24 protein-coding genes are annotated in these 19,813 nt (G+C 70.7%); 14 read left to right on the top strand and 10 right to left on the bottom strand.

Annotation, left to right across the window (positions count from 1 at the left end):
- Positions 1 to 52: 52 nt before the first annotated feature.
- From AC3A46_RS00175 to AC3A46_RS00165, 3 genes are read left to right on the top strand one after another with little or no spacing between them, the layout of a single operon-like run.
- A complete protein-coding gene (locus AC3A46_RS00175) occupies positions 53 to 592 on the top strand; it encodes a sigma-70 family RNA polymerase sigma factor (RefSeq protein ID WP_487663244.1) in 540 nt (179 codons plus the stop codon).
- Positions 589 to 1,302 (top strand): zf-HC2 domain-containing protein, encoded by a 714-nt coding sequence (locus AC3A46_RS00170; RefSeq protein WP_487663243.1) that lies wholly within the window; start codon positions 589 to 591, stop codon positions 1,300 to 1,302. The genes AC3A46_RS00175 and AC3A46_RS00170 overlap by 4 nt, the downstream gene beginning before the upstream one ends.
- 35 nt (positions 1,303 to 1,337) lie before the next feature.
- Entirely contained in the window at positions 1,338 to 1,889 is a 552-nt protein-coding gene (locus AC3A46_RS00165) for an MOSC domain-containing protein (RefSeq protein WP_487663242.1), read from the top strand.
- A gap of 60 nt (positions 1,890 to 1,949) precedes the next feature.
- On the opposite strand, the gene fbaA is transcribed toward AC3A46_RS00165, so the two are convergent.
- Complete coding sequence (gene fbaA, locus AC3A46_RS00160) at positions 1,950 to 2,981, bottom strand: class II fructose-bisphosphate aldolase (protein WP_487663241.1); 1,032 nt, start codon at positions 2,979 to 2,981, stop codon at positions 1,950 to 1,952.
- 190 nt (positions 2,982 to 3,171) lie between these two features.
- Between fbaA and glpX the strand changes: the two genes are divergently transcribed.
- Together glpX and AC3A46_RS00150 are read left to right on the top strand one after the other, a co-directional pair.
- Positions 3,172 to 4,161: a class II fructose-bisphosphatase gene (gene glpX, locus AC3A46_RS00155; RefSeq protein WP_487663240.1), complete on the top strand. Its 990-nt coding sequence runs from the start codon at positions 3,172 to 3,174 to the stop codon at positions 4,159 to 4,161.
- A 141-nt stretch (positions 4,162 to 4,302) separates the two neighbouring features.
- Positions 4,303 to 4,515, top strand: coding sequence for a UDP-N-acetylmuramyl pentapeptide phosphotransferase (locus AC3A46_RS00150; protein ID WP_082496936.1), 213 nt, complete (start codon positions 4,303 to 4,305; stop codon positions 4,513 to 4,515).
- A gap of 3 nt (positions 4,516 to 4,518) precedes the next feature.
- Here the strand turns inward: AC3A46_RS00150 and AC3A46_RS00145 are convergent, their stop codons facing one another.
- The 3 genes from AC3A46_RS00145 to AC3A46_RS00135 form a co-directional block, all read right to left on the bottom strand.
- Positions 4,519 to 5,862 carry a DNA recombination protein RmuC gene (locus AC3A46_RS00145; protein WP_487663239.1) on the bottom strand — a complete coding sequence of 448 codons (1,344 nt, stop codon included), beginning with the start codon at positions 5,860 to 5,862 and terminating at the stop codon, positions 4,519 to 4,521.
- Positions 5,863 to 5,986: 124 nt separating this feature from the next.
- Positions 5,987 to 6,589, bottom strand: coding sequence for a 3'-5' exonuclease (locus tag AC3A46_RS00140; RefSeq protein WP_487663238.1), 603 nt, complete (start codon positions 6,587 to 6,589; stop codon positions 5,987 to 5,989).
- Positions 6,590 to 6,650: 61 nt separating this feature from the next.
- Entirely contained in the window at positions 6,651 to 7,385 is a 735-nt protein-coding gene (locus AC3A46_RS00135; protein ID WP_487663237.1) for a class I SAM-dependent methyltransferase, read from the bottom strand.
- 84 nt (positions 7,386 to 7,469) lie between these two features.
- On the opposite strand from AC3A46_RS00135, the gene ychF reads away from it, so the two are divergent.
- Both ychF and AC3A46_RS00125 read left to right on the top strand, forming a co-directional pair.
- A complete protein-coding gene (gene ychF / locus AC3A46_RS00130) occupies positions 7,470 to 8,543 on the top strand; it encodes a redox-regulated ATPase YchF (protein ID WP_487663236.1) in 1,074 nt (357 codons plus the stop codon).
- Positions 8,544 to 8,568: 25 nt separating this feature from the next.
- Positions 8,569 to 9,135, top strand: coding sequence for an alpha/beta fold hydrolase (locus AC3A46_RS00125; RefSeq protein ID WP_487663235.1), 567 nt, complete (start codon positions 8,569 to 8,571; stop codon positions 9,133 to 9,135).
- A 34-nt stretch (positions 9,136 to 9,169) separates the two neighbouring features.
- Here the strand turns inward: AC3A46_RS00125 and AC3A46_RS00120 are convergent, their stop codons facing one another.
- Complete coding sequence (locus tag AC3A46_RS00120) at positions 9,170 to 10,546, bottom strand: pyridine nucleotide-disulfide oxidoreductase (RefSeq protein ID WP_487663234.1); 1,377 nt, start codon at positions 10,544 to 10,546, stop codon at positions 9,170 to 9,172.
- Positions 10,547 to 10,653: 107 nt separating this feature from the next.
- On the opposite strand from AC3A46_RS00120, the gene AC3A46_RS00115 reads away from it, so the two are divergent.
- Together AC3A46_RS00115 and AC3A46_RS00110 are read left to right on the top strand one after the other, a co-directional pair.
- The gene (locus AC3A46_RS00115; protein ID WP_487663233.1) at positions 10,654 to 11,358 is read left to right on the top strand and encodes a phosphatase PAP2 family protein; all 705 of its coding nucleotides are present in this window, start codon (positions 10,654 to 10,656) and stop codon (positions 11,356 to 11,358) included.
- A 64-nt stretch (positions 11,359 to 11,422) separates the two neighbouring features.
- Positions 11,423 to 12,223 (top strand): DUF1206 domain-containing protein, encoded by an 801-nt coding sequence (locus AC3A46_RS00110; RefSeq protein ID WP_487663232.1) that lies wholly within the window; start codon positions 11,423 to 11,425, stop codon positions 12,221 to 12,223.
- Between the two features lie 16 nt (positions 12,224 to 12,239).
- Here the strand turns inward: AC3A46_RS00110 and AC3A46_RS00105 are convergent, their stop codons facing one another.
- A complete protein-coding gene (locus AC3A46_RS00105) occupies positions 12,240 to 13,016 on the bottom strand; it encodes a patatin-like phospholipase family protein (RefSeq protein WP_487663231.1) in 777 nt (258 codons plus the stop codon).
- Between the two features lie 155 nt (positions 13,017 to 13,171).
- On the opposite strand from AC3A46_RS00105, the gene AC3A46_RS00100 reads away from it, so the two are divergent.
- Positions 13,172 to 14,356: an aminotransferase class I/II-fold pyridoxal phosphate-dependent enzyme gene (locus AC3A46_RS00100; RefSeq protein ID WP_487663230.1), complete on the top strand. Its 1,185-nt coding sequence runs from the start codon at positions 13,172 to 13,174 to the stop codon at positions 14,354 to 14,356.
- Between the two features lie 28 nt (positions 14,357 to 14,384).
- Here AC3A46_RS00100 and AC3A46_RS00095 read toward each other — a convergent pair whose 3' ends face one another.
- Positions 14,385 to 15,137, bottom strand: a complete 753-nt coding sequence (locus AC3A46_RS00095) for an EI24 domain-containing protein (protein ID WP_487663229.1) — start codon at positions 15,135 to 15,137, stop codon at positions 14,385 to 14,387.
- A 145-nt stretch (positions 15,138 to 15,282) separates the two neighbouring features.
- On the opposite strand from AC3A46_RS00095, the gene AC3A46_RS00090 reads away from it, so the two are divergent.
- The 4 genes from AC3A46_RS00090 (at position 15,283) to AC3A46_RS00075 (ending at position 17,224) form a co-directional block, all read left to right on the top strand.
- Positions 15,283 to 15,534 carry a hypothetical protein gene (locus AC3A46_RS00090; protein ID WP_487663228.1) on the top strand — a complete coding sequence of 84 codons (252 nt, stop codon included), beginning with the start codon at positions 15,283 to 15,285 and terminating at the stop codon, positions 15,532 to 15,534.
- A gap of 128 nt (positions 15,535 to 15,662) precedes the next feature.
- Positions 15,663 to 16,502: a DNA-formamidopyrimidine glycosylase family protein gene (locus AC3A46_RS00085; RefSeq protein ID WP_487663227.1), complete on the top strand. Its 840-nt coding sequence runs from the start codon at positions 15,663 to 15,665 to the stop codon at positions 16,500 to 16,502.
- Positions 16,503 to 16,563: 61 nt separating this feature from the next.
- Positions 16,564 to 16,686: a hypothetical protein gene (locus tag AC3A46_RS00080; RefSeq protein ID WP_487663226.1), complete on the top strand. Its 123-nt coding sequence runs from the start codon at positions 16,564 to 16,566 to the stop codon at positions 16,684 to 16,686.
- Positions 16,687 to 16,720: 34 nt separating this feature from the next.
- Positions 16,721 to 17,224 carry a hypothetical protein gene (locus AC3A46_RS00075; RefSeq protein WP_487663225.1) on the top strand — a complete coding sequence of 168 codons (504 nt, stop codon included), beginning with the start codon at positions 16,721 to 16,723 and terminating at the stop codon, positions 17,222 to 17,224.
- On the opposite strand, the gene AC3A46_RS00070 is transcribed toward AC3A46_RS00075, so the two are convergent.
- The 3 genes from AC3A46_RS00070 to AC3A46_RS00060 all read right to left on the bottom strand — a co-directional run bounded on the left by AC3A46_RS00070 (position 17,211) and on the right by AC3A46_RS00060 (position 19,772).
- Complete coding sequence (locus AC3A46_RS00070) at positions 17,211 to 17,813, bottom strand: carboxymuconolactone decarboxylase family protein (RefSeq protein WP_487663224.1); 603 nt, start codon at positions 17,811 to 17,813, stop codon at positions 17,211 to 17,213. The two genes, AC3A46_RS00075 and AC3A46_RS00070, sit on opposite strands and share 14 nt — an antisense overlap.
- Positions 17,814 to 17,903: 90 nt before the next feature.
- Complete coding sequence (locus AC3A46_RS00065; RefSeq protein WP_487663223.1) at positions 17,904 to 19,430, bottom strand: MDR family MFS transporter; 1,527 nt, start codon at positions 19,428 to 19,430, stop codon at positions 17,904 to 17,906.
- Between the two features lie 132 nt (positions 19,431 to 19,562).
- On the bottom strand, positions 19,563 to 19,772 hold the full coding sequence (locus AC3A46_RS00060) for a hypothetical protein (RefSeq protein ID WP_487663222.1): 210 nt from the start codon (positions 19,770 to 19,772) through the stop codon (positions 19,563 to 19,565).
- Positions 19,773 to 19,813 lie beyond the last annotated feature (41 nt).

The following is a 19,813-nucleotide window of genomic DNA, read 5'->3' as shown; positions in this document are numbered from 1 at the left end:
TTCGCGTGAACCCGCGGATGGTGTGTCTCGTGTCTCCTGCGGGAGGTGATGGATGCCGCACGACAGCGTGGAGCGCCGAGACCGTGCCGCCGGACGCGATGCCGCGCGCCTGGCCGCACTTTATGACGCACACGCGGCGCCGGTCTGGCGCTATGTCGTGCATCTCACCGGCGACCGCGCCGGTGCCGACGACATCGTGCAGGAGACGCTGCTGCGGGCGTGGCGAACGCCCAGGATCCTCGAGCAGGATCCTTCGACCACGCGCTCGTGGATGTTCACCGTCGCGCGGCACCTCGTGATCGACGAGGCGCGCAGCGCGCGTCGCCGCCGGGAGATCGGTGTCGCCGAGGTCCCCGAGCGCACCGCGCCGGACGCCACCGACGCGCTGTTCGAGGCGATCCTCGTCGAGGAGGCGCTGGCCACGCTCACCACGGACCACCGCGCCGTGGTCGTGCGCGCGTACTACCGGGGGCTCTCCGTCGCCGAGATGGCCGACGAGCTCGACATCCCGGAGGGCACCGTCAAGTCGCGCCTCCACTACGGGTTGCGTGCCCTCCGGCTCACCCTGCAGGAGAAGGGGGTGACGCGATGACCACGGATCACGCCCGCTTCGCCGACTGGGACGCCGCGTACGTCGTGCGCGCGCTCAGCGTGGATGACCGCCGCCGGTTCGAGGCCCACCTCGATAGCTGTCCCGTCTGCCGCGGCGCGATCGCCGACCTCGCGCCCACCATGGGACTCCTGGCGCGGGTCTCACCCGAACGCGCCGAGACGCTGCTCGAACCGTCGGACCAGGACGGCCCCGGCCCCGCGGGGCGCGAGCGCACGGTCGCCCGCGGGACGCGCGACGCCCGCAGGCGCCGCATGATCGGGTGGGGCAGCGGCCTCGCCGCGGCGGCGGCCCTCGCCGTGGTGGTCGCCTTCGCCGTGACGACGGCGGGCGCGCCGGCGCGCGTGCCCGAAGAGGTCGTCGCGCTCCAGGCTGTGACGGACGTGCCGCTGACTGCGAAAGTGGAACTGACCGACGTGGCGTGGGGCACCCGCATCGCGATGACCTGCCACTACCCGCCCAGCCGCGATCCCTACGCGGCCGACCAGGAGTGGCCCTATGTGCTCGTCGTCACCTCGACCGACGGCACCACGAGCGAGCTGTCCTCGTGGCGAGCCGGGCCCGGGACGACGGCCCACCTCGACGCCGGCACGGCTCTGGACCGTGACGACATCGCGTCGATCGAAGTGCGGGCCGTCTCGGACGGCCGCGTGCTGCTGCGCGGCGAACCCGCGGCGCCGCCGGGGGAGTGAGGGCGGCGGGCAGGGCCGGTGGCTAGGATGAGCGGATGCCTCGCCTGGTCGCCGTCTGCGCCGTCCGTCGATTGCGTCCCGATGCCGGCTCGGTCGGCGTGACAGCGATCGACAAAGGACCCGTGGACGGACCCGTGCGCGTCGGGCCGTACGGTGTGTACGCCGACGTTCAGGCCGACCGCAAGCACCACGGCGGATTCGACAAGGCCCTCTACGCGTACGCCGAGGAAGACGCCGCGTTCTGGGAGTCGGAGCTCGGCCGCGAGCTTCCCCCCGGCTGGTTCGGCGAGAACCTGCGGGTCGAGGGAATGGACGTCAACGCCGCGCTGATCGGCGAGCGCTGGCGCATCGGCGATCGCGTCGAGGTCGAGGTCACCATGCCCCGCACCCCGTGCCAGACGTTCGCGCGCTGGGTCGGCGGCGACGACGCGCGCGGCTGGGTCAAGCGCTTCTCGAACGAGCGCCGCCTCGGGCCCTACCTGCGCGTCGTGCAGGGCGGACGCGTGCAGGCGGGCGACGAGATCGTGGTGTTCCACCGCCCCGAGGGCGCTCCCGGGCTGCTCGACCGCTACGCCGACCCCGAGTGAACGAAGGCCCCGGCACCTGCCCCGCGAGGCCGGTGCCGAGGCATCCGTCGAATCTGCTGCTTACGCGCCGAGGCTCTTGCCGGCAGAGCCGAGCTGGTTCGTGGCCTCGACCACGCGGGCGGCCATCGCCGACTCGGCGATCTTGCCCCAGGCGCGCGGGTCGTAGGCCTTCTTGTTGCCCACCTCGCCGTCGACCTTGAGGACGCCGTCGTAGTTCGAGAACATGAAGCCGGCGACCGAGCGCGTGAATGCGTACTGCGTGTCGGTGTCGACGTTCATCTTCACCACGCCGTTGGCGACCGCGAGCGCGATCTCTTCGTCCGTCGAGCCGCTGCCGCCGTGGAACACGAGATCGAGCGGCTTCGGGCCGGTGCCGAACTTCGCGGCGATGCCCTCCTGGATCTCACCGAGGAGCTCGGGGCGGAGCTTGACGTTGCCCGGCTTGTACACGCCGTGCACGTTGCCGAAGGTGAGGGCCGAGATGTACCGGCCGTTCTCGCCGAGGCCGAGTGCTTCGACGGCCTTCGTCACGTCGGCGACCGTCGTGTAGAGCGCCTCGTTCGAGCCCTCGTGCTGGACGCCGTCCTCCTCGCCGCCCACGACGCCGATCTCGACCTCGAGGATGGCGTTGATGTTCTTGAGGCGGGGGAGCAGGTCCTTCGCGATCTCGATGTTCTCGTCGAGCGGGACAGCCGAGCCGTCCCACATGTGCGACTGGAAGATCGGGTTGCGCCCGGCCTTCACCTCTTCCTCCGACGCCTCGATGAGGGGGAGCACGAAGTCGGCGAGCGCCGGCTTCGGGCAGTGGTCGGTGTGGAGGGCGACCGTGATGGGGTAGCTCTTGGCGACCTCGGTGGCGAACTTCGCGAACGCGAGCGCACCGGCGGCGCGGTTCTTCACGGTGTGGCCGGCGAAGTAGTCCGCGCCACCCGTCGTGACCTGGATGATGCCGTCCGAGCCGGCTTCGGTGAGTCCCTGGAGCACCGCGTTGATCGACTGCGAACTGGCGACGTTGATGGCGGGATACGCGAAGCCACCGGCCTTCGCGCGGTCCAGCATGTCGGCGTACTGCTCCGGGGTGGCGACGGGCATGAGTGCTCCCTTGATCGAGTGGGCGTCACCGCAAACTCTACCCAAGCGGCGGAAGCCGGAACGGATGCCGCTGTCCGGCGGATCGCGGGAAACCCACGTCCCTGCGCTATCGGAAAGAAACGTGATTCCTTCGCTTTCGATCGCGTGAAATTCTCGTGAATCGGCCACCATGCTGGCATAGGCTGACCGCATGGTGAGCCTGACCGCGGACATGAGTCCCCTCCACCCCGACCGCAACCTCGCACTCGAACTCGTGCGTGCGACCGAAGCGGCGGCGATCCGCGCAGTGCCGTTCATCGGCCGCGGCGCCAAAGAGGCGGCCGACGGGGCCGCCGTCGACGCGATGCGGGCGTTCTTCACCACCGTGAACTTCGACGGCACGATCGTCATCGGCGAGGGCGAGAAGGACGAAGCGCCCATGCTCTACAACGGCGAGCGTGTCGGCAACGGACGCGGCCCGCGGGCCGACGTCGCGGTCGATCCGATCGACGGCACCTCGCTCACGGCGGCCGGGCGCAACAACGCTCTGTCCGTCATCGCCGTCTCGGACCACGGCACGATGCTCGACGCGTCGAGCGTCTTCTACATGGACAAGCTCGTCACCGGCCCCGCGGGCGTCGGCGTCGTCGACATCCGTCTGCCGATCGGCGAGAACATCCGCCGGCTGGCGAAGGCCCTCGACAAGCCCGTCGACGAGCTGGTGGTCTCTGTGCTGCACCGCCCGCGCCACGAACGTCTCATCGAAGAGATCCGCGAGGCCGGCGCGGGCACGCGCCTCATGAGCGACGGCGACGTCGCGGGCGGCATCAACGCCGCGCGCCACAACGCCCGCACCGACATGTGCGTCGGCGTCGGCGGCAGCCCCGAAGGCATCGTCACCGCGTGCGCGATCAAGGCGCTCGGGGGTCACATCCAGGGCCGCCTCTGGCCCCGCGACGACGACGAGAAGCAGCGCGGCATCGACGCAGGCCTGAACCTCGACGGCTACGTCTATGAGGCGGACGACCTCGTGAAGGGCAACAACACGATCTTCGTCGCGACCGGTGTCACCGACGGCGCGCTCGTCGCCGGCGTCCGTCGGGAAGGCGGGTACGTCTACACCGAGAGCGTCGTGCTGCGCGGAGCGTCGGGCACGCTGCGCCGGATCTCGTCGGAGCACCTCGTCTCGAAGTGGCTCTGACCTGCTGACGGAAACGGCCGCGGCGGCGCGACACGTGATGCCGCCGTGACCGTTTCGTGACCGGCCCTCGAGGGAACTCTGGCAGAATCGTCAGTGGTGTCGATGGAGACACGTCTGTGTTCCCAACCCGAGGAGTTGACGATGTCTGCGCACTCAGCCGATCCGTCGTCGCCCCAGACGGGCGCGCAGGCTGTGGTTGCCAACGCGATCGATCCCGCCCGCCGGCCGGACGTGCTTCTGCGTGTCCGCCGTGACGAGGGCCACGAGATCAGCGCGTGGTGGATGATCGGCGCGTTCGTCGGCGTCTCCGCCGCGGTGATCGTGCTGCTGAGCTTCGTCCCCGGCGGCGCCTGAGCCTCACTCGTTCGGCGAGGCGATGCGTGCGCGCACGTCGCCGAGTTCCGCGGTGGCGGAGAGCTGCGGCGGTTCGATGCCGCTACCGGCGCCAGGTTCGGGCCGCTCTTCGAGCCCGGGGAGCGTTTCGTCGAGTAGCTCCGGTGCCGTGAGACGGCGAGGGCTCTTCTCGATGGCCGCAGGCGCATTCACGGCGTCGAGCTTGGTCGCATCGATGCCGGGGAACTTGCGCGCGCTCACCAGCACGCGCGTCTCGAGGGATCCGGCGAACCGGTTGTAGCTGTCGACGGTGCGCTCGATCGCCCGGCGCAGGTCGTCGGCGTGCGACGCCAGCGACCCGAGCCGCTCGTAGAGCTGGTTGCCGAGGTCGAAGAGCGCGCGGGCCTCCTGCGACACGTCCTGCTGGGTCCAGGTGTAGGCGACGGTCTTGAGGACCGCCCAGAGGTTGACGGGCGAGGCCAGCGCGACGCGCTTGCCGAACGCGTAGTCGAGCAGCGAGGGGTCTTCTTCCAGCGCGGCCGCGAGCAGCGACTCGCTCGGCACGAAGCATACGACGAACTCGGGACTCGACGAGAGCCCCGCCCAGTAGGTCTTGCGGGCGAGGGCGTCCACGTGCGCCCGTACGGCCTTGACGTGCTTGTCGAGCAGGCTGCGCCGGCGGGCGGCCTCAGCGCCCTGTGCCGTCAGCGGGATCGCGCTCGCCTCGAGGAAGGCGTCGAGGGGCACTTTCGCGTCGACGGCGATCGCCTTCTCGCCGGGAAGGCGGATGATCATGTCGGGGCGGCCCGCGCCGGCGTCCGACGTGATCGACGTCTGCAGGTCGAAGTCGACGTGGCGCGTGAGCCCGGCGGCCTCGACGACGCGCCGCAGCTGGGTCTCGCCCCACACGCCGCGGGTGCTGCCCGAGCGCAGCGCTCCGGCCAGCGACTCGGTGGTCGCCCGCAGGGCCTCGTCGGACTCGTGCGCTCGTCGCAGCTGCTCGGCGAGAGTGCCGAACTGCAGGTGCCGGTCGCGCTCGAGATCGTCGACCTTCGTGTGCATCGCGGCCAGCGTCTCCTGCACGGGCGCGAGCGCCCGGAGCACCGACTGCTCGCGGCGCTCTCGCTCCTCGCGTGCCGCCTGGTCGTGGCGCGCCTGGCTTGCGAGCTCGCGGTAGAGCACCTGCTGATGCTCGAGCTGGGCCTGCACACCCTGCCGCGCGGCCTCCGAGCCGGCCAGCCGCGCGGTGAGCTCGGCCTGTTCGCGCGCGGCACGTGCCGCGCCGCGGGCGAGTCCCGCCGCCCAGCCCGCCACCACGCCGACCAGAAGACAGGCGATTGCCACCACACTGATCACGACTGCGTCCATGACTCCAGGGTGCCGGATGCCTCGGACATCGCCCGCGCGGCCGGCCGCAGCCGGGCCCACGCGGCCCGAGGCTCCGATCGACGCGCCAGCGGCGAGTGGAGAGGCTGTGGGGACCGGTTCCGCGTCAGGCGACGGCGAACGAGACCGCGGGAGCCTCGGTGATCGCGATCTGCGACACCCGGAGGCCGACCGCCTCGGTGAGGGCGTCGATGTCGTCGGCGCCCACGCGGCGCGCCGCGTCGATCATGACGTGCGCGCAGGCCATCGCGTCGGCAGTGGCGTTGTGGTGCGGGAAGTCGGCGAATCCGGCCTCCGCGGCGACGAACGGCAGCCGGTACGACTCGAGACGGTAGACCCTGCGGGCCACCTGCAGACTGCACGCGTAACGGTACGGCGGGCACTCGTCGCCGGTCGCGTCGCAGGCCCGCTTGAGCACGGACATGTCGAAGCCGGCGTTGTGGGCGACGAGGACGTCGTCTCCGGTGAAGGCGACGATGTCGGCGAGCTGGCGGCTCCACGGCGCTGCGTCGACGACGTCCTCGGGCCGGATGCCGTGGATACGGACGTTCAGCTCGAAGAACGCGTCATGCCCGGCCGGTGGGCGGATCAGCCAGCCCGTCCGCTCGACGATCTCGCCGTCGCGCACACGCACGAGACCCACCGCACAGGCCGAGGCGTTGCTGGAGTTCGCCGTTTCGAAGTCGATCGCGGTGAAGTCCAGAGGCACATGTCCAGACTCACCCCGGCCCGGCTGCGCGGACGGAAGGCGCGCCGAGCGCGCACTCGTGTCACGCGCGCACGGAGCCGACGACGTGCCATGGTCCGCTCGCCCCGCGGTAGCGCGGTTCGAGCCCGCGCCCCGTCAGCACCGCGATCATGGCGTCCGGCCTGTGCGCGTACGCCCGGTAGGGATTGCCCGTCAGGGTGTACAGGGTGTTGATCGCGCGCGCGGAGAGCCGGGCGAGCAGCGTGTGCGGCGGGTGGCTGAACACGACGCAGCGGTTGGCTCGTCCGGCGGCCGCACCGAGCAGACGCTCGTAATCCGGGTAGCAGCAGACGACGCGATGCAGTACGACGATGTCGGCCCGCTCCACCGCCTCGGGCGTGCCCGCGAGATCGACCCCCAGCATCCGAGTCACGCGATCGCGCAGGCCGGCCTCATCGAGCAGCTTCGCGGCCTCGGGCTCGTAGGCTGCGGACAGCTCGACGTTGGTCGCGTGGGACGCGCCTCGCTTGAGTGCCTCCAGCTGGATGTCGCCGATCCCCCCGCCGATCTCGAGCATCGACGCTCCCTCGAGTCCGACCGAGCCCGCGAAGTCGAGCACCAGCGACGCGCTGGGCGTGAGACCGTCCTTCCGGTACCGGCGCGCGAGCCGGCGGGCGAACCGGGTGTTGAACTCCCGGTCGTAGCCCTCCGGTACGCGCGGCGCGCAGCACTCGTCCACGCGCTCAGTATCGCGGCGTGCGACACGCACGGCAACGGGCGCGGCCTGGTCGTGGGAGGAGTCCGGCAACGTGCTCATGCGGTGGCGCGTGGACCCGGACCGACCCGTGGACAGACGGATGCCGCGGGGCGCGGCATCCGTCGCCATCTAGACTGGGTGCCCGTGGCTCTCACCATCGGAATCGTCGGTCTCCCGAACGTCGGCAAGTCGACCCTCTTCAACGCCCTGACCAAGAACCAGGTGCTCGCGGCGAACTACCCGTTCGCGACGATCGAGCCCAACATCGGCGTGGTCAACCTGCCCGACCCGCGGCTCGACAAGCTGGCGGAGATCTTCCACTCCGAGCGGATCCTTCCCGCCGCTGTGTCCTTCGTCGACATCGCCGGCATCGTCCGCGGCGCGAGCGAGGGCGAGGGCCTCGGCAACAAGTTCCTCGCGAACATCCGCGAGGCCGATGCGATCGCGCAGGTCGTGCGCGGCTTCGACGACGACGACGTGGTGCACGTCGACGGCGCGGTGAACCCGCAGAGCGACATGGAGACGATCAACGCCGAGCTGCAGCTCGCCGACCTCGAGACGCTCGAGAAGGCGATCACGCGGTACGAGAAGGAGGTCAAGGGCAAGAAGCTCGACCCCTCGGTGCTCGCCGCGGCGATCGAGGCGAAGGAAGCCCTCGAACGCGGCGTGCTGCTGTCGGCCTCGGGCATCGACCTCTCGCCGATCAAGGAGCTGGGCCTGCTGACCGCGAAGCCCTTCATCTTCGTCTTCAACGTCGACGAGGCGGTGCTGACGGATGCGGCGAAGAAGGCCTCGCTCGAGGCTCTGGTCGCGCCGGCCAAGGCGGTGTTCCTCGACGCGAAGATCGAGTCTGAGCTCATCGACCTCGACCCGGGGGACGCGGCGGAGCTGCTCGCCTCGACCGGGCAGGACGAGTCCGGTCTCGACCAGCTGGCGCGCATCGGCTTCGACACGCTCGGGCTTCAGACGTACCTGACGGCCGGCCCGAAGGAGGCCCGCGCCTGGACGATCGGCAAGGGCTGGAAGGCTCCGCAGGCGGCCGGCGTGATCCACACCGACTTCGAGAAGGGCTTCATCAAGGCAGAGGTCATCTCGTTCGACGACCTCGTCGAGACCGGTTCGGTCGTCGAGGCCCGCTCGAAGGGCAAGGCCCGCCTCGAGGGCAAGGACTACGTCATGCAGGACGGCGATGTCGTCGAGTTCCGCTTCAACGTCTGACGATCGCTTCCCGGAAAGGCTTCCCATGACCGACACCACGCAGATCTTCGAGCCCGACGGACGCGCGATCCCCTACATCGTCGAGGGCGACGGGCCCATCGGCCTGGTGCTGATCGCCGAACCCGGGCAGGACGCGCTGGGGGTGGTGGGGCACTACCTCGCCGAAGAGGCGGGATTCCACATCATCCGCGTCGGCTACCGCACGAACGCCGACGCGGCGTCGACCGGCGATCAGGCCGACGACGTGATCGCGGTCATCGATGAGCTGGGCCTCGAGCGCACCTGGGTCGGCGGGCACGGCCGCGGCGGCACCGTCGCGCGTGCGCTGGTCGCCGCGCACCCCGAGCGCGTCAACGGACTGCTGCTGCTGGGTGTCGAGGACGAAGACATCGCCCTCGCCCCGGTCATCCCCGTGCTGATCGTGCAGGGCGCCGACGACGAGGTGACACCGCGGGCCAACGGCGAACGCCTGCAGGCGACGGCGCCCGAGCGCGCGAGCGTCAAGAACCTCGACGGTGCCGGTCATCTCTTCCCCCTCACTCACCCCGTCGAGACGGCGGTCATCGTCGAGGAGTACCTCGACTGGGACTGAGGTCCGGACGCGTCGCCGATCGCCGGCGCACCGGCTACGCGATCCCGGCGAATTCCGCCAGACGCGCTCGCCCTGCACCGATGTTCTCCTTGAACCTCGCCGCGGCGGCGAGCACGGCCGGGTCATCCGCGTGCTCCGGCGCCACGCGCGCGGGGTTCAGCGACGTCGTGTTCGACCACGCCCGCAGATCCGTCTCCTTCGACATCGCGAGCGACGCGTCGCCGCCGATCGCCTGCATCGTCGCCCAGTCTGCGGGGGTGTCGGAGTACGGCGAGGGGCGGCAGACGCGATTCTTCTCGGCGTCGTCGTCGCGGGTCGCCTCGACGTAGCCGGAGAGCGCGGCGCCGTAGCAGGGGAAGCCGACCCGCACCGGCTGCGGAGTGATGGCCTCCGGGGTCCAGATGGGCCGCAGGCCCGGGTACTTCAGCCCTGCGGCCGCGCAGTGCACGACGAGCGAATCGGCGGGAACGTGCACGTCGCCGTCGGCGAACGTCAGGCGTCCATAGCCGGCGGACCGCAGGTGTCCGCGACGGACGACGTCGTCGATCGTGCGGACGAGGTCGAGCTCCCACGTGGCGAGCGTCGGCGTCTTGGCCATGGTCGGGATGACCGCAGGGTCGAAGCGCAGCATGATCCCGGCGTCCTCCATCCGGAAGAAGACGTCGTCGGGATCCGACGCCGCCGCTGCCGCGGCCATCGTGTCGGCCGCCATGCCGAGGAAGATCGCCGGGTCGGGCTGCACGACGGCGCGATTCAGCAGCCACGGATCGCGCGGACGGACCCAGGTGATCGCGTTCGCGGCGACGCCGTTCTGCAGCAGCCACACGCACGTGTCGGTCGCAGTCTTGCCGGCACCGACGATGACGTAGTGGCCGGGAGCCTCTGCGAGGCGGACGAGCTCGTTGACGGCCACCACACGGGCGCCGTCCTCGACCGCGAACGGCGCAGGCGTGAGCAGCGGGATGTCGGGGGACAGGTACCGCGCGTCCACCACCCGTGCTCGGGGCGCATGGAAGCGGGTGCCGCTGAGCAGCGACACGAACCGGCGATCACCGAGGTACTCGCTGCGGCCGTGGAAGGCGACTCTGCCCGACCGGACGAGTCGTGCGAGCACGCGGGCGTAGTACTCCGACACCTCGGCGGCGCTCGCGCGCTCGTGAAGTCCTCGCTCCGGTCCGTCGTCCTGCAGCCGCCCGCCGCCGAGCAGCGTCGAGGCGACGCCGTAGAATGCCGACGCCTGGTGCAGCCGCACGAATCCGTACGCATCGAGCCAATGACCGCCGGCCCCGTGGCGGCGGTCGACGAGCGCGACCGACACGTCGGCGGCGGTCGTGGTGAGGGCGTCCACGAACGCCATCCCCATCGCCCCCGCTCCGACGACCACGTAGTCGGCGTCGACGATCGCCTCCATGCGCTCATCAGAGCAGTGCGCGTGCAGCTCGTCAATGGCCCATACGACACCGAGACCGTACGCGGCAAAGCGCGCGGCGAAGACCGCACGGCACGCACAATGGTCACGTGGGCGAGAACGAGCAACCCCCGGTCGGCCGCGCGCCGCTCGCGGCGACATCCGATGAGCCGCTTGCGCATCCCGACCCCCACCGCGCGACCGTCCTCGTGGTCGGAGTGGTGGCCACGGTGCTCTTCGTGATGCTGCGCTTCGCGGTGGCGCTGGGCGGGCACGCTCCGCTCGCGGTCGACCTCTGGTGGGACGATCTCATGCTCGCCGCCTTGACCGACGCGGGGCTGGTGATCGCCTGGGTGCCCTCCGTCATCGGCGGCGTGGTGGGTGCGCCAGTGGTCGGGATCCTCATCATCGCGATCCTCCTCTGGCGGCGACGGCGATGGGAGGCTGCGACCCTCGCGGTGGCCATCGTGACCGTGACGGCGATCGGCGCCCCGATGGCCGCGATCATCGCGCGGGCGCGGCCGTCGGGTTCGCTCGCCGAGAGCATGGCCACCTCGTTCCCCTCCGGTCACACCGCTGTGGCGACGACCATCGCTGTGACACTCGGACTGCTCCTTCGCCGCTGGTACGTCTGGACGCTCGGAGCGGTCTGGGTCGTCTGGATGATGTGGAGCCGCACCTATCTGCACGCCCACTGGGCGAGCGACGTGCTCGCAGGGCTGCTGGAGGGCATCGCCGTGGCGTGCCTCGTGTGGAGCGCCGCCCAGGCCTATCGGGTCCGGCGCGCCAGGCGGTCCTCCCCACCCGGTGCGTGAGCACGATTCCCCGCCCGAGTGCAAGCCCTGTTCCCCGCAGACGCGCCGGAGATACGCTTCGCGAATGACCACTGCGAAAAGTGCGGCGCGGGCCGCCACCGACTCACCCGTCTTCCGGACGATCGCCCGCATCGGCTACGTCGTGCTCGGCATCGTGCACATCGTGATCGGCGCCATCGCCATATCCGTCGCCACCGGCGGTGCGGGTGAGGCGGACCAGGGCGGCGCCATGCAGAAGATCCGCGACACCCCCGCGGGAGTGCTCCTGCTGTGGGCGATCGTGCTGGGGCTCACGGCGCTCGCCGTCTGGCAGATCGCCGAGGCGTTCCTGGAGCGGGACCCCGACACCAAGAAGAATTGGGGATACCGCGTCAAGTACATCGGCACTGCGGTCGCCTACCTCGCCATCGCGTTCACCGCGCTCGTGTACGCGCTCGGCGGCAGCTCGGACTCCTCGCAGTCCTCGCAGTCTCTGAGCGCGCAGCTGATGGCCAGCTCCGGCGGCCTCTTCGTGCTCATCCTGATCGGGCTCATCGTGCTCGCCATCGGCATCGCCTTCATCGTCCGCGGTCTCACCCGCGCCTTCGAGAAGCGCCTCGACCTGCCCGCCGGGGTTGCGCGAAAGGGCATCGTGACGTTCGGCGTGGTCGGCTATGTCGCGAAGGGCATCGCCGTTGCCGTGACGGGCGCACTGTTCGCGGTCGCCGCCTTCACACACGATCCCGCAGCGGCCGGCGGACTGGATGGCGCCCTGCGCACCCTGGCGGGGCTGCCCCTCGGGCCGGTCATCCTGTGGGTGGTCGCCGCGGGACTGATCATCTACGGCGTCTTCTGCTTCGCCCGCGCCCGCTACGCGCGGATGTAGAGGCGAGGCCGAGCGACTACTCGGCCACGACCGCCGGACCCCACCGGACCGACGCGTTGCGCTGGGCCGCGGCATCCAACGCGGCCGTCGCCGCGCGGCGCCCCTCGGCGATGAGGCGCGGCACGTCGGTCATCCGCCACTGCGCCATCCCCTCCATCTCGGGCTGGACCAGCACGACCGACGGGTCGGCGACGAGATCCGCGGTGCGGGTGACGGTGCGCATCATTCGCACGTTCTCCCACTTCGCGTGCAGCCGCACCACGATCACACGGGTGGCGCCGAGGGCGCGCGCCGCAGCGACCGGCACGTTGTCGATCATCCCGCCGTCGGCGAGCAGCGCATCGCCGCGGCGGATCGGGGGGAGAAGTCCCGGCACCGCGACAGTCGCACGGAGGGCCGCACTCAGCGGTCCCTCATCGAGGATGATTCCGCGGCGCGTGCGCAGATCGGTGGCGTACGCGGCGAAGCGGCGGGGCAGTTCCTCGATATGCGGGTCCTCGCCGAGGGCACGGGGGACGGCGTCGACGATCGCGGTGGTGTCGAGCAGACCCCACCGCGGCGTCAGAGACCAGCGTGCGATCGCGCTCCAGCGGAACGCTCGTGCGGCGCGCTCGATGGCGTGCGCCTCCAGACCGGCGGCATAGGCGGCCGCGACCAGGGCGCCAGAACTCGTCCCGGTCGCGATGCCGGGACGGATGCCTCGCTCGGCGAGCACCTGCAGCACACCGACGTGCGCGGCGCCGAAGGCGCCCCCGCCACCGAGTACGAGCCCCAGCTCAGGGTCGTCGATCATCCGTCCTCCACTTGTCGCGCCCGAGCGAAGGTAGCACTGCGCGGTTGGGGAACGCCTGTGACGGGTGCCGTCGGCGGAGGCGATTGACGCGCCACGCGTCTGTTGGGATCCTGGGCGGGATCACGGATCGGCACTGGGGGCGAGAGGTGACTGCCATGGCGATGTCGACACGGGCTACGGCGGCGAAGGCGGCGGTGGATGTCGTCGGCTCCTACTTCTCCCGAATGCAGGTCGTCGCGTCGGACCCGGAGGCACTGGTCTTCGCGTTCGGCAACCCGCACGAGATGGCGCTGCCCGGCCTCCCGGCGGCCATTCGCAGGAACGCCGAGCCCCGGACCGTCGACTGGTTCGCGTACAAGAGCAGCGAGCGCTCCGCGCAGGAGGTCGTCGCCGGCGCGCTGTCGGAAGAGCTGGGACTGGACTTCGAACCCGAAGACATCGCCATGACGCAGGGCGCCTTCGGTGCGATCTCGCTGGCGCTCGCGCTGCTGGCCGATGCGGGGGACGAGGTGGTGATCCCGGTGCCCGGCTGGTTCTGCTATGCGCCGATGCTGCACGCGGCGGACCTCGTCCCGGTGGGCGTGGACCTCGCCCCCGAGACATTCGACCTCGATGTCGACGCGATTGCGCGCGCGATCACCCCTCGCACGAGGACCGTGGTCGTCAACTCGCCCGCGAATCCCACCGGTCGCGTCTATCCGCCCTCGACATGGGAGGCGCTCGCCGCGGTGCTGGAGACGGCGTCGCGTGCGCAGGGACGCCGCATCTGGCTGCTGTCGGACGAGCCGTACCGCCGCATCCGCTTCGACGGCATCGCGTTCACGAGCCCCGCCGCGTACTATCCGTGGACGGTGATCGACTACAGCTACGGCAAGGTGCTGCTCGCTCCCGGGGCGCGGCTCGGCTACCTCGCGCTGTCGCCTCTGATCCCGACGGCGGAGCGGGAGGAGCTGCGCGCCGCGCTGTTCCCCCTCGGCCTGGCCATCGGCTGGGGATTCCCCGACGCGGTCATGCAGTACGCGGTGCCCGAACTCGAGGGTCTGTCACTCGACATGGCCGAGCTGACACGCAAGCGCGATCGGATGTACGGCGCCCTGACCGACGCCGGCTACGAGGTCACGCTGCCGGAGGGCACCTTCTACCTGTGGGGCAAGGCGCCGGGCGGCGACGCCGAAGCGTTCTGCGGCACCCTCGAGGAGCGGGGCGTGTACGTCATGCCGGGGTCGCTGTTCGAGCAGCCGCAGCACTTCCGGATCTCCTTGACGGCGACCATGACGACGATCGACCGAGCGATCCCGCACCTCCTCGAGGTGGCCCCGGATCACGGCGGGAACGACTGACGCGGATGCCGCGTCGCCGGCGTTCGGATCAGGCGCTGGGGCGCGAAGCCGCAGGGGTGGGATCGAGCAGCGACCGCGCGAGCAGCGTCGCTCCCGCCACGGCTGCGGGCATCGTGGCCACGGCGCCGAGCGGCACCAGGAAGCACAGCTGCGTCGCGACGCCGAAACCCAGCACGCGCAAGCGTCTGCGGCGCAACAGCGTCGTGCGGTCGCGCCTCGTCAGCCCGCGGGCGGTCAGCGCGCGGGAGGTCAGCTCGTCGGCGATCAGCCATCCGGTGAAGAGCACCGCGAAGACGGTGCTCGCCACGGCCCCGACCACCGGGACGAGGCCGAGCAGTGCGGCGACCACTGCGATGCCGACGCCGCGTGCGATGAGCGACAGCCCGTCCGCGACCGAGCGCCAGAATCCGTAGTCGCCCTCGAGCTTCGGGGTCCCGGCGTCCGCCTCGACCGCACTCCAGATCCGCTCGTAGAACGGCTCGCCCACCAGCAGCGTGAGTGCCGTGAACGTCACGGCCACCAGCACGAGGGCGGCACCGAGGAGCGCGGTGCCGACCGCGATGCGGAAGACGGTCGCCCAGACACCCGGCCACCCGTCGGCGAACGGCGTCATCGCCTCGGTGAGCGCCGGAAGCGAGGCGCTGAGTGCGATGAGACCGCCGAGGAACAGCAGGCCGACGATCGCGGCGGGGACGAGGCCGAGCGCCATCAGCCCCGGCCTCCGCCGCCATTGCGCGAAGCCACGGCCCAGCAGGCCCACGCCTCCGATGAACTCCCGCATCGGAGTCAGCCTAGGACGCCCGGGGCGCGCTCGTCGCTACGCAGATCGCGTGCTCGCCGTCAACCCCTTTCGCCGGCGCGCCCAGTCCGAGGATCTTTGACTCTGCCACGCGACGATGCGCGGACAGTCACACAGGGAGGCCGCCATGCTCGACACATCGATTCCCGCCGTTCAGGCCCGTCGCCCGGCATTGCAGTCGGTGGGCTCGGGGGCATGGGTGGCATGCGATCCGTCGCTCACCGCCACCGACCCGCACCGCGTGGTGGCCTACCTCGAGTGCAAGGACGACCGCGTCTACCTTCTGTGGGTGACAGGGGCTGCGGGAGTATGCGAATTCGGCTCGATCAGCGAGGCCCTCGACCAGATCGCCGCGAGACTCGCGCCTCTTCCGAGCTGACAGACCGGCGCCCTCTCCGCGAACGCTCGTTGACGCCGAGCGGCCGAGTGCCCGTCCCTTCGGAAGTGCATCCCACGGCGGGCGTGCGCCTCGGCACGGGTGTCGGAGCTCGGTGGCAGGATGGGGCCATGCCTGAGTCGCCGGAGGTCGAGGCTCTCGCGCGGTTCCTCGCTGACGAGGCGGCCGGGCGAGAGGTCTGCGGAGTCGATGTGCTCGAGTTCCGCACGGTCAAGACGCGCGCCACGCCGCCGTCGAGCATCAGCGGACGCACGATCACCGGCGCCCGGCGCCACGGCAAGCACGTGGAGCTCGTGCTCGACGGGGCGAGCCTGGTCGTCTCGCTGGGGCGGCACGGATGGATGCGGTGGCTGGATGCCGCACCCGATGACGAACCCGCCCCGCCCTCGCTGGACGCGCCGCCGGCCCTGGCGAACTTCGAACTGTCGGGCGACCGCAGTCTGGAGGTGACGGATGCCGGCAGCTGGGTGTCGCTCGGCCTGTTCGTCGTCGGCGACGCTGCTGACGTTCCCGCGATCGCGAAACTCGGGCCCGATCCCGCCGACGCTGCCTTCACCCGCGACCAGTTCGACAGCGCCCTGGGCGGTCGCCGCAAGCAGATCAAGGCCATCCTGCAGGAGCAGGAGTCGCTCGCGGGCATCGGCAATGCCTACTCCGACGAGATCCTCCACCGGGCACAGGTGTCACCCGTCGCGCACGCCGCCGCGCTCGACGACGCCGCAGCGGACCGGCTGTTCGACGCGACACTGACGACCGTGCGCGGTGCGATAGACGCCCGCCTCGGCGTCCCCATCGACCAGCTCAAGGCGCACAAGGTGGCGGCGATGCGCGTCCACGGGCGCGCGGGCGAAGCCTGCCCGGTGTGCGGCGACGCCATCCGCGATCTCACGTTCTCCGGTACCTCGGCGCAGTACTGCCCGACGTGCCAGAACGGGGGAATGCCGCTCTGAGGGGGAGCCCATCGCGGCGCGGGCGGCCGACGTCGCGGTTCCCCTGGGTAGCATGGTCGGTATGACGACTTCGCAGCAGCCCGCCCCGATCACCCTCGCACCCGTCGCCGACGAGAAGAACCTGCTCACGGTGGTCGAGTCCTCGGGCTCGTGCTGCGGCGGCGGCAGCTGCAGCATCGACTGAACAGCCCCGCGGTTCACACCACGACGCGCCGGCGATGACCGACGAACAGCTTCACATCACCCCGCGGGTCGGCCGCATCCTCATGTCGGAGGAGGCGATCTACGGACTGATCCTCGTGTCGGGCATGATCGTCGTCTCGGCCCGGGGGACGGCCTGGGAGGCCCTCGCCACTGTCGCCGTCACGGTGATCGTGTTCTTCGCCGCTCACGTGTTCGCCGGCACCCTGGGCCGCCTGGCCGCCACCGACGGGCATGCCGGACTCCGAGCAAGCCTCCGCGCATCCGCTCGTCAATCGGGCGGCATGCTCCTCGCGTCCGTTCCGCCGCTCATCATCCTGCTGCTCGGCGCGACGCGCGTCATCGAAGACACCACGGCGCTCTGGGCGGCGCTCATCGTCAACACCGTCATGCTCGGCGCGCTGGGCTGGATCGCCGTCGCGCGCTGGAGCACGCACTGGCTCCCACGAATCCTGAGCGCGCTCATCACCGCCGCGTTCGGCGGAGTCCTCATCATCTTGAAGGCCGTCATCCACCACTGACGTCGCCGCGTGTGGCCTGCGCCGGCGCGAGCAGAGCTGCGACCAGCGCGGGGCTGAGGCCGGGCACGTCGTCGACGGGCACCGCCAGGGCCAGCAGCGCCCGGCTGAAGTAGTTCCGCACGGCGGCGGCGAGCGTGATGTCGACGATCTGCCGATCGGTGAATCCGAGATCGCGGAGGCGCTGCGTGTCCGCGTCGGTCATGGTCGCGGCATCCGTCGAGAGCTTCTCGGCGTATGCGACCACCGCGGTGTCCGTCTCGTCGAGGCCGGCGTCCGCGCCGTCGCGCGCGAGCCGGGCGAGCTCGTCCTCATCGAGGAGACCTGCACGCAGGCTCTTGCGGCCGTGTGCGAGGAGGCAGTGATCCGACCCGATCGCGCGCGCGGCGCCGAGCGTGGCGAGTTCGTAGGTGCGCAGGCCGATCGAGGGGACGATGGTGCGGACCAGCGTCTCGAAGGCCGCATGAGCCTCGGGGTTGATCGCCATCGCGCGCGTGTGCCCGAAGACGAACCCGTCGCTGCGGAGATCACCGTCGTACATCTCGGCGACGTGGCCGGTGGCTGCGTCGAGGTCCGGAGTGCTCACGATCATGGTGCTGCCTTCCCGTCGGCTTGCGGGCGCATCCAGAATCGCGGATGCCCCACCCCTTGTCGAGGGGCGGGGCATCCGGGTGAGGCGTCGTCAGTGACCGGCGGGGGCGCCCAGCGGGGCGTCGACCGGCTTGCGGATCAGGAACGCGCCGACCAGGAGCGGAAGCGACAGGAACGCCGCCGTCAAGAACGCGGCATGCGTGCCGGCCGCGCCGGCGTCGAGCGTGTCGGCACCCGACGCCGTGGCGGCCGACGTGGCCGCCGCCATGACGCCGAACATCAGCGCGATGCCCGCGGCGCCCGCGACCTGCTGCACGGTTCCGACGACCGCGGATCCGTAGGAGTAGAACCGAGGCTGGAGCGAGCCGAGCGACGCCGTGAACAGCGGCGTGAACGAGAGCGCGAGGCCGATCGAGAGCACGGTCTGCGCCACGGCGATCAGCCACACCGGCGTCTCGGTGCCGAACGTCGTGTAGAACCACAGCATCCCGCTCGTGATGACGGCGCCCGGAACGAGCAGCACCGTCGTCCCCCAGCGGTCGTAGATGCGGCCGATGAACGGACCGGCGAAGCCCATAGCGAGGGCGCCCGGCAGCACCACCAGGCCGGTGGTGAGCGGGTCGACGCCCAGCACGTCCTGCAGATAGAGCGGGACGACGGTGATCGCGCCGAAGAAGGCCATCGACATGATCGCCATCTGGCCGATCGACAGCGAGAAGTTGGCGCTCTGGAACACGCGGAGGTCGAGCAGCGCGTCGTCGTTGCGCTGCAGCACGACCTGACGCCAGCCGAAGAGGCCGAGCGCGACGACGCCGACGGCGAGAGACACGATCAGCGTCGTATTCGACGCGGCGCTCGCAGCCGCGGCATCCGCCCCGCTGCCATGTCCGCCCCCGCCCAGCTGGCTGAGGCCGAAGACGAGACCGCCGAAGCCGAGAGCCGACAGGATGATCGACAGGACGTCGATCGGGGCACGCGTCGTCTCGCCGAGGTTGTGGATCCAGCGCGCGCCGACGACGAGCGCCACGATGGCGATCGGCAGCACGATGCCGAAGATCCAGCGCCACTCGAAGTTGTTGAGGATGGCACCGGCGAGAGTCGGGCCGATCGCCGGGGCGAGCGACATCACGATGCTGACGCGCCCCATCATGCGGCCGCGGATGGCGGCGGGCACGACCGTCATGAGCGTGGTCATGAGCAGCGGCATCATGATCGCGGTGCCGGACGCCTGCACCACGCGGGCGACCAGCAGCATGGGGAAGCCCGGCGACAGGAACGCGATGAGCGTGCCGAGGGAGAACAGCCCCATCGCGGCGACGAACATCGTGCGCGTCGTGAAGCGGCGCAGCAGGAATCCGGTGATCGGGATGATCACGGCCATCGTCAGCATGAACGCGGTCGTCAGCCACTGCGCGGCGAGCGCCGTGATGCCGAGATCGGTGATGAGGTGCGGGATCGCGACGCCCATCGTCGTCTCGTTGAGGATGGCGACGAAGGCGGCCGCGAGGAGGAGCCAGATGACACGGCTCTCTTCGGGGCGGAGTGCGGGGAGGGCTCCGGCTGTGCCCGGAGCAGCGGAGATGCTGCCGGTTCCGGGGTTCGTTTCGATGGCGGCCATAGGTCGTCTCCTCGAGGCTCGGATGGGCAGCGAAATGCCACCCGAGGATGGCAAGCCTTCAGGATAACCACAGGTTCCGACGTCCCATTCCCGCTTCGGGGAACGGGTATCGGCGCGGAAGCGACCCGAGGGTCAGCCGTCGGAGCGATCGGGCTCCGCGTCGTCCCACTTCTCGGAGCCGATCGCGTCGGTCGGCTCGGCCGCGGGCTCGCGCTCTTCGAGGTTCTTCGGGAGGGGGTTCACGATCTCCTCGTGCGGGATGGCCTGGAGGGCGTCGATCTCTTCGCGGAGCTCCGCGAGGTCGCTGCCGTCGTGCTCGGGGAGGTCGGGGGTCGAGGTCATGGCAGGAGCCTAGCGTCGGTGGCGCTGGTTAGGCTGGCCAC

The sequence above is a fragment of the Microbacterium sp. Soil_C_42 genome, from assembly GCF_057656735.1.
The sequence above is the reverse complement of the archived record's forward strand: the minus strand, read 5'-3'. Positions and strand labels throughout refer to the sequence as shown.

Excerpts from the sequence above, each read along its gene's own strand:
- AC3A46_RS00175 (WP_487663244.1), top strand. The coding sequence starts at position 53 with ATGCCGCACGACAGCGTGGAGCGCCGAGACCGTGCCGCCGGACGCGAT.
- AC3A46_RS00170 (WP_487663243.1), top strand. The coding sequence starts at position 589 with ATGACCACGGATCACGCCCGCTTCGCCGACTGGGACGCCGCGTACGTC.
- AC3A46_RS00165 (WP_487663242.1), top strand. The coding sequence starts at position 1,338 with ATGCCTCGCCTGGTCGCCGTCTGCGCCGTCCGTCGATTGCGTCCCGAT.
- fbaA (WP_487663241.1), bottom strand. The coding sequence starts at position 2,981 with ATGCCCGTCGCCACCCCGGAGCAGTACGCCGACATGCTGGACCGCGCG.
- glpX (WP_487663240.1), top strand. The coding sequence starts at position 3,172 with ATGGTGAGCCTGACCGCGGACATGAGTCCCCTCCACCCCGACCGCAAC.
- AC3A46_RS00150 (WP_082496936.1), top strand. The coding sequence starts at position 4,303 with ATGTCTGCGCACTCAGCCGATCCGTCGTCGCCCCAGACGGGCGCGCAG.
- AC3A46_RS00145 (WP_487663239.1), bottom strand. The coding sequence starts at position 5,862 with ATGGACGCAGTCGTGATCAGTGTGGTGGCAATCGCCTGTCTTCTGGTC.
- AC3A46_RS00135 (WP_487663237.1), bottom strand. The coding sequence starts at position 7,385 with ATGAGCACGTTGCCGGACTCCTCCCACGACCAGGCCGCGCCCGTTGCC.
- AC3A46_RS00125 (WP_487663235.1), top strand. The coding sequence starts at position 8,569 with ATGACCGACACCACGCAGATCTTCGAGCCCGACGGACGCGCGATCCCC.
- AC3A46_RS00120 (WP_487663234.1), bottom strand. The coding sequence starts at position 10,546 with ATGGAGGCGATCGTCGACGCCGACTACGTGGTCGTCGGAGCGGGGGCG.
- AC3A46_RS00110 (WP_487663232.1), top strand. The coding sequence starts at position 11,423 with ATGACCACTGCGAAAAGTGCGGCGCGGGCCGCCACCGACTCACCCGTC.
- AC3A46_RS00105 (WP_487663231.1), bottom strand. The coding sequence starts at position 13,016 with ATGATCGACGACCCTGAGCTGGGGCTCGTACTCGGTGGCGGGGGCGCC.
- AC3A46_RS00100 (WP_487663230.1), top strand. The coding sequence starts at position 13,172 with ATGGCGATGTCGACACGGGCTACGGCGGCGAAGGCGGCGGTGGATGTC.
- AC3A46_RS00095 (WP_487663229.1), bottom strand. The coding sequence starts at position 15,137 with ATGCGGGAGTTCATCGGAGGCGTGGGCCTGCTGGGCCGTGGCTTCGCG.
- AC3A46_RS00090 (WP_487663228.1), top strand. The coding sequence starts at position 15,283 with ATGCTCGACACATCGATTCCCGCCGTTCAGGCCCGTCGCCCGGCATTG.
- AC3A46_RS00085 (WP_487663227.1), top strand. The coding sequence starts at position 15,663 with ATGCCTGAGTCGCCGGAGGTCGAGGCTCTCGCGCGGTTCCTCGCTGAC.
- AC3A46_RS00080 (WP_487663226.1), top strand. The coding sequence starts at position 16,564 with ATGACGACTTCGCAGCAGCCCGCCCCGATCACCCTCGCACCCGTCGCC.
- AC3A46_RS00075 (WP_487663225.1), top strand. The coding sequence starts at position 16,721 with ATGACCGACGAACAGCTTCACATCACCCCGCGGGTCGGCCGCATCCTC.
- AC3A46_RS00070 (WP_487663224.1), bottom strand. The coding sequence starts at position 17,813 with ATGATCGTGAGCACTCCGGACCTCGACGCAGCCACCGGCCACGTCGCC.
- AC3A46_RS00065 (WP_487663223.1), bottom strand. The coding sequence starts at position 19,430 with ATGGCCGCCATCGAAACGAACCCCGGAACCGGCAGCATCTCCGCTGCT.
- AC3A46_RS00060 (WP_487663222.1), bottom strand. The coding sequence starts at position 19,772 with ATGACCTCGACCCCCGACCTCCCCGAGCACGACGGCAGCGACCTCGCG.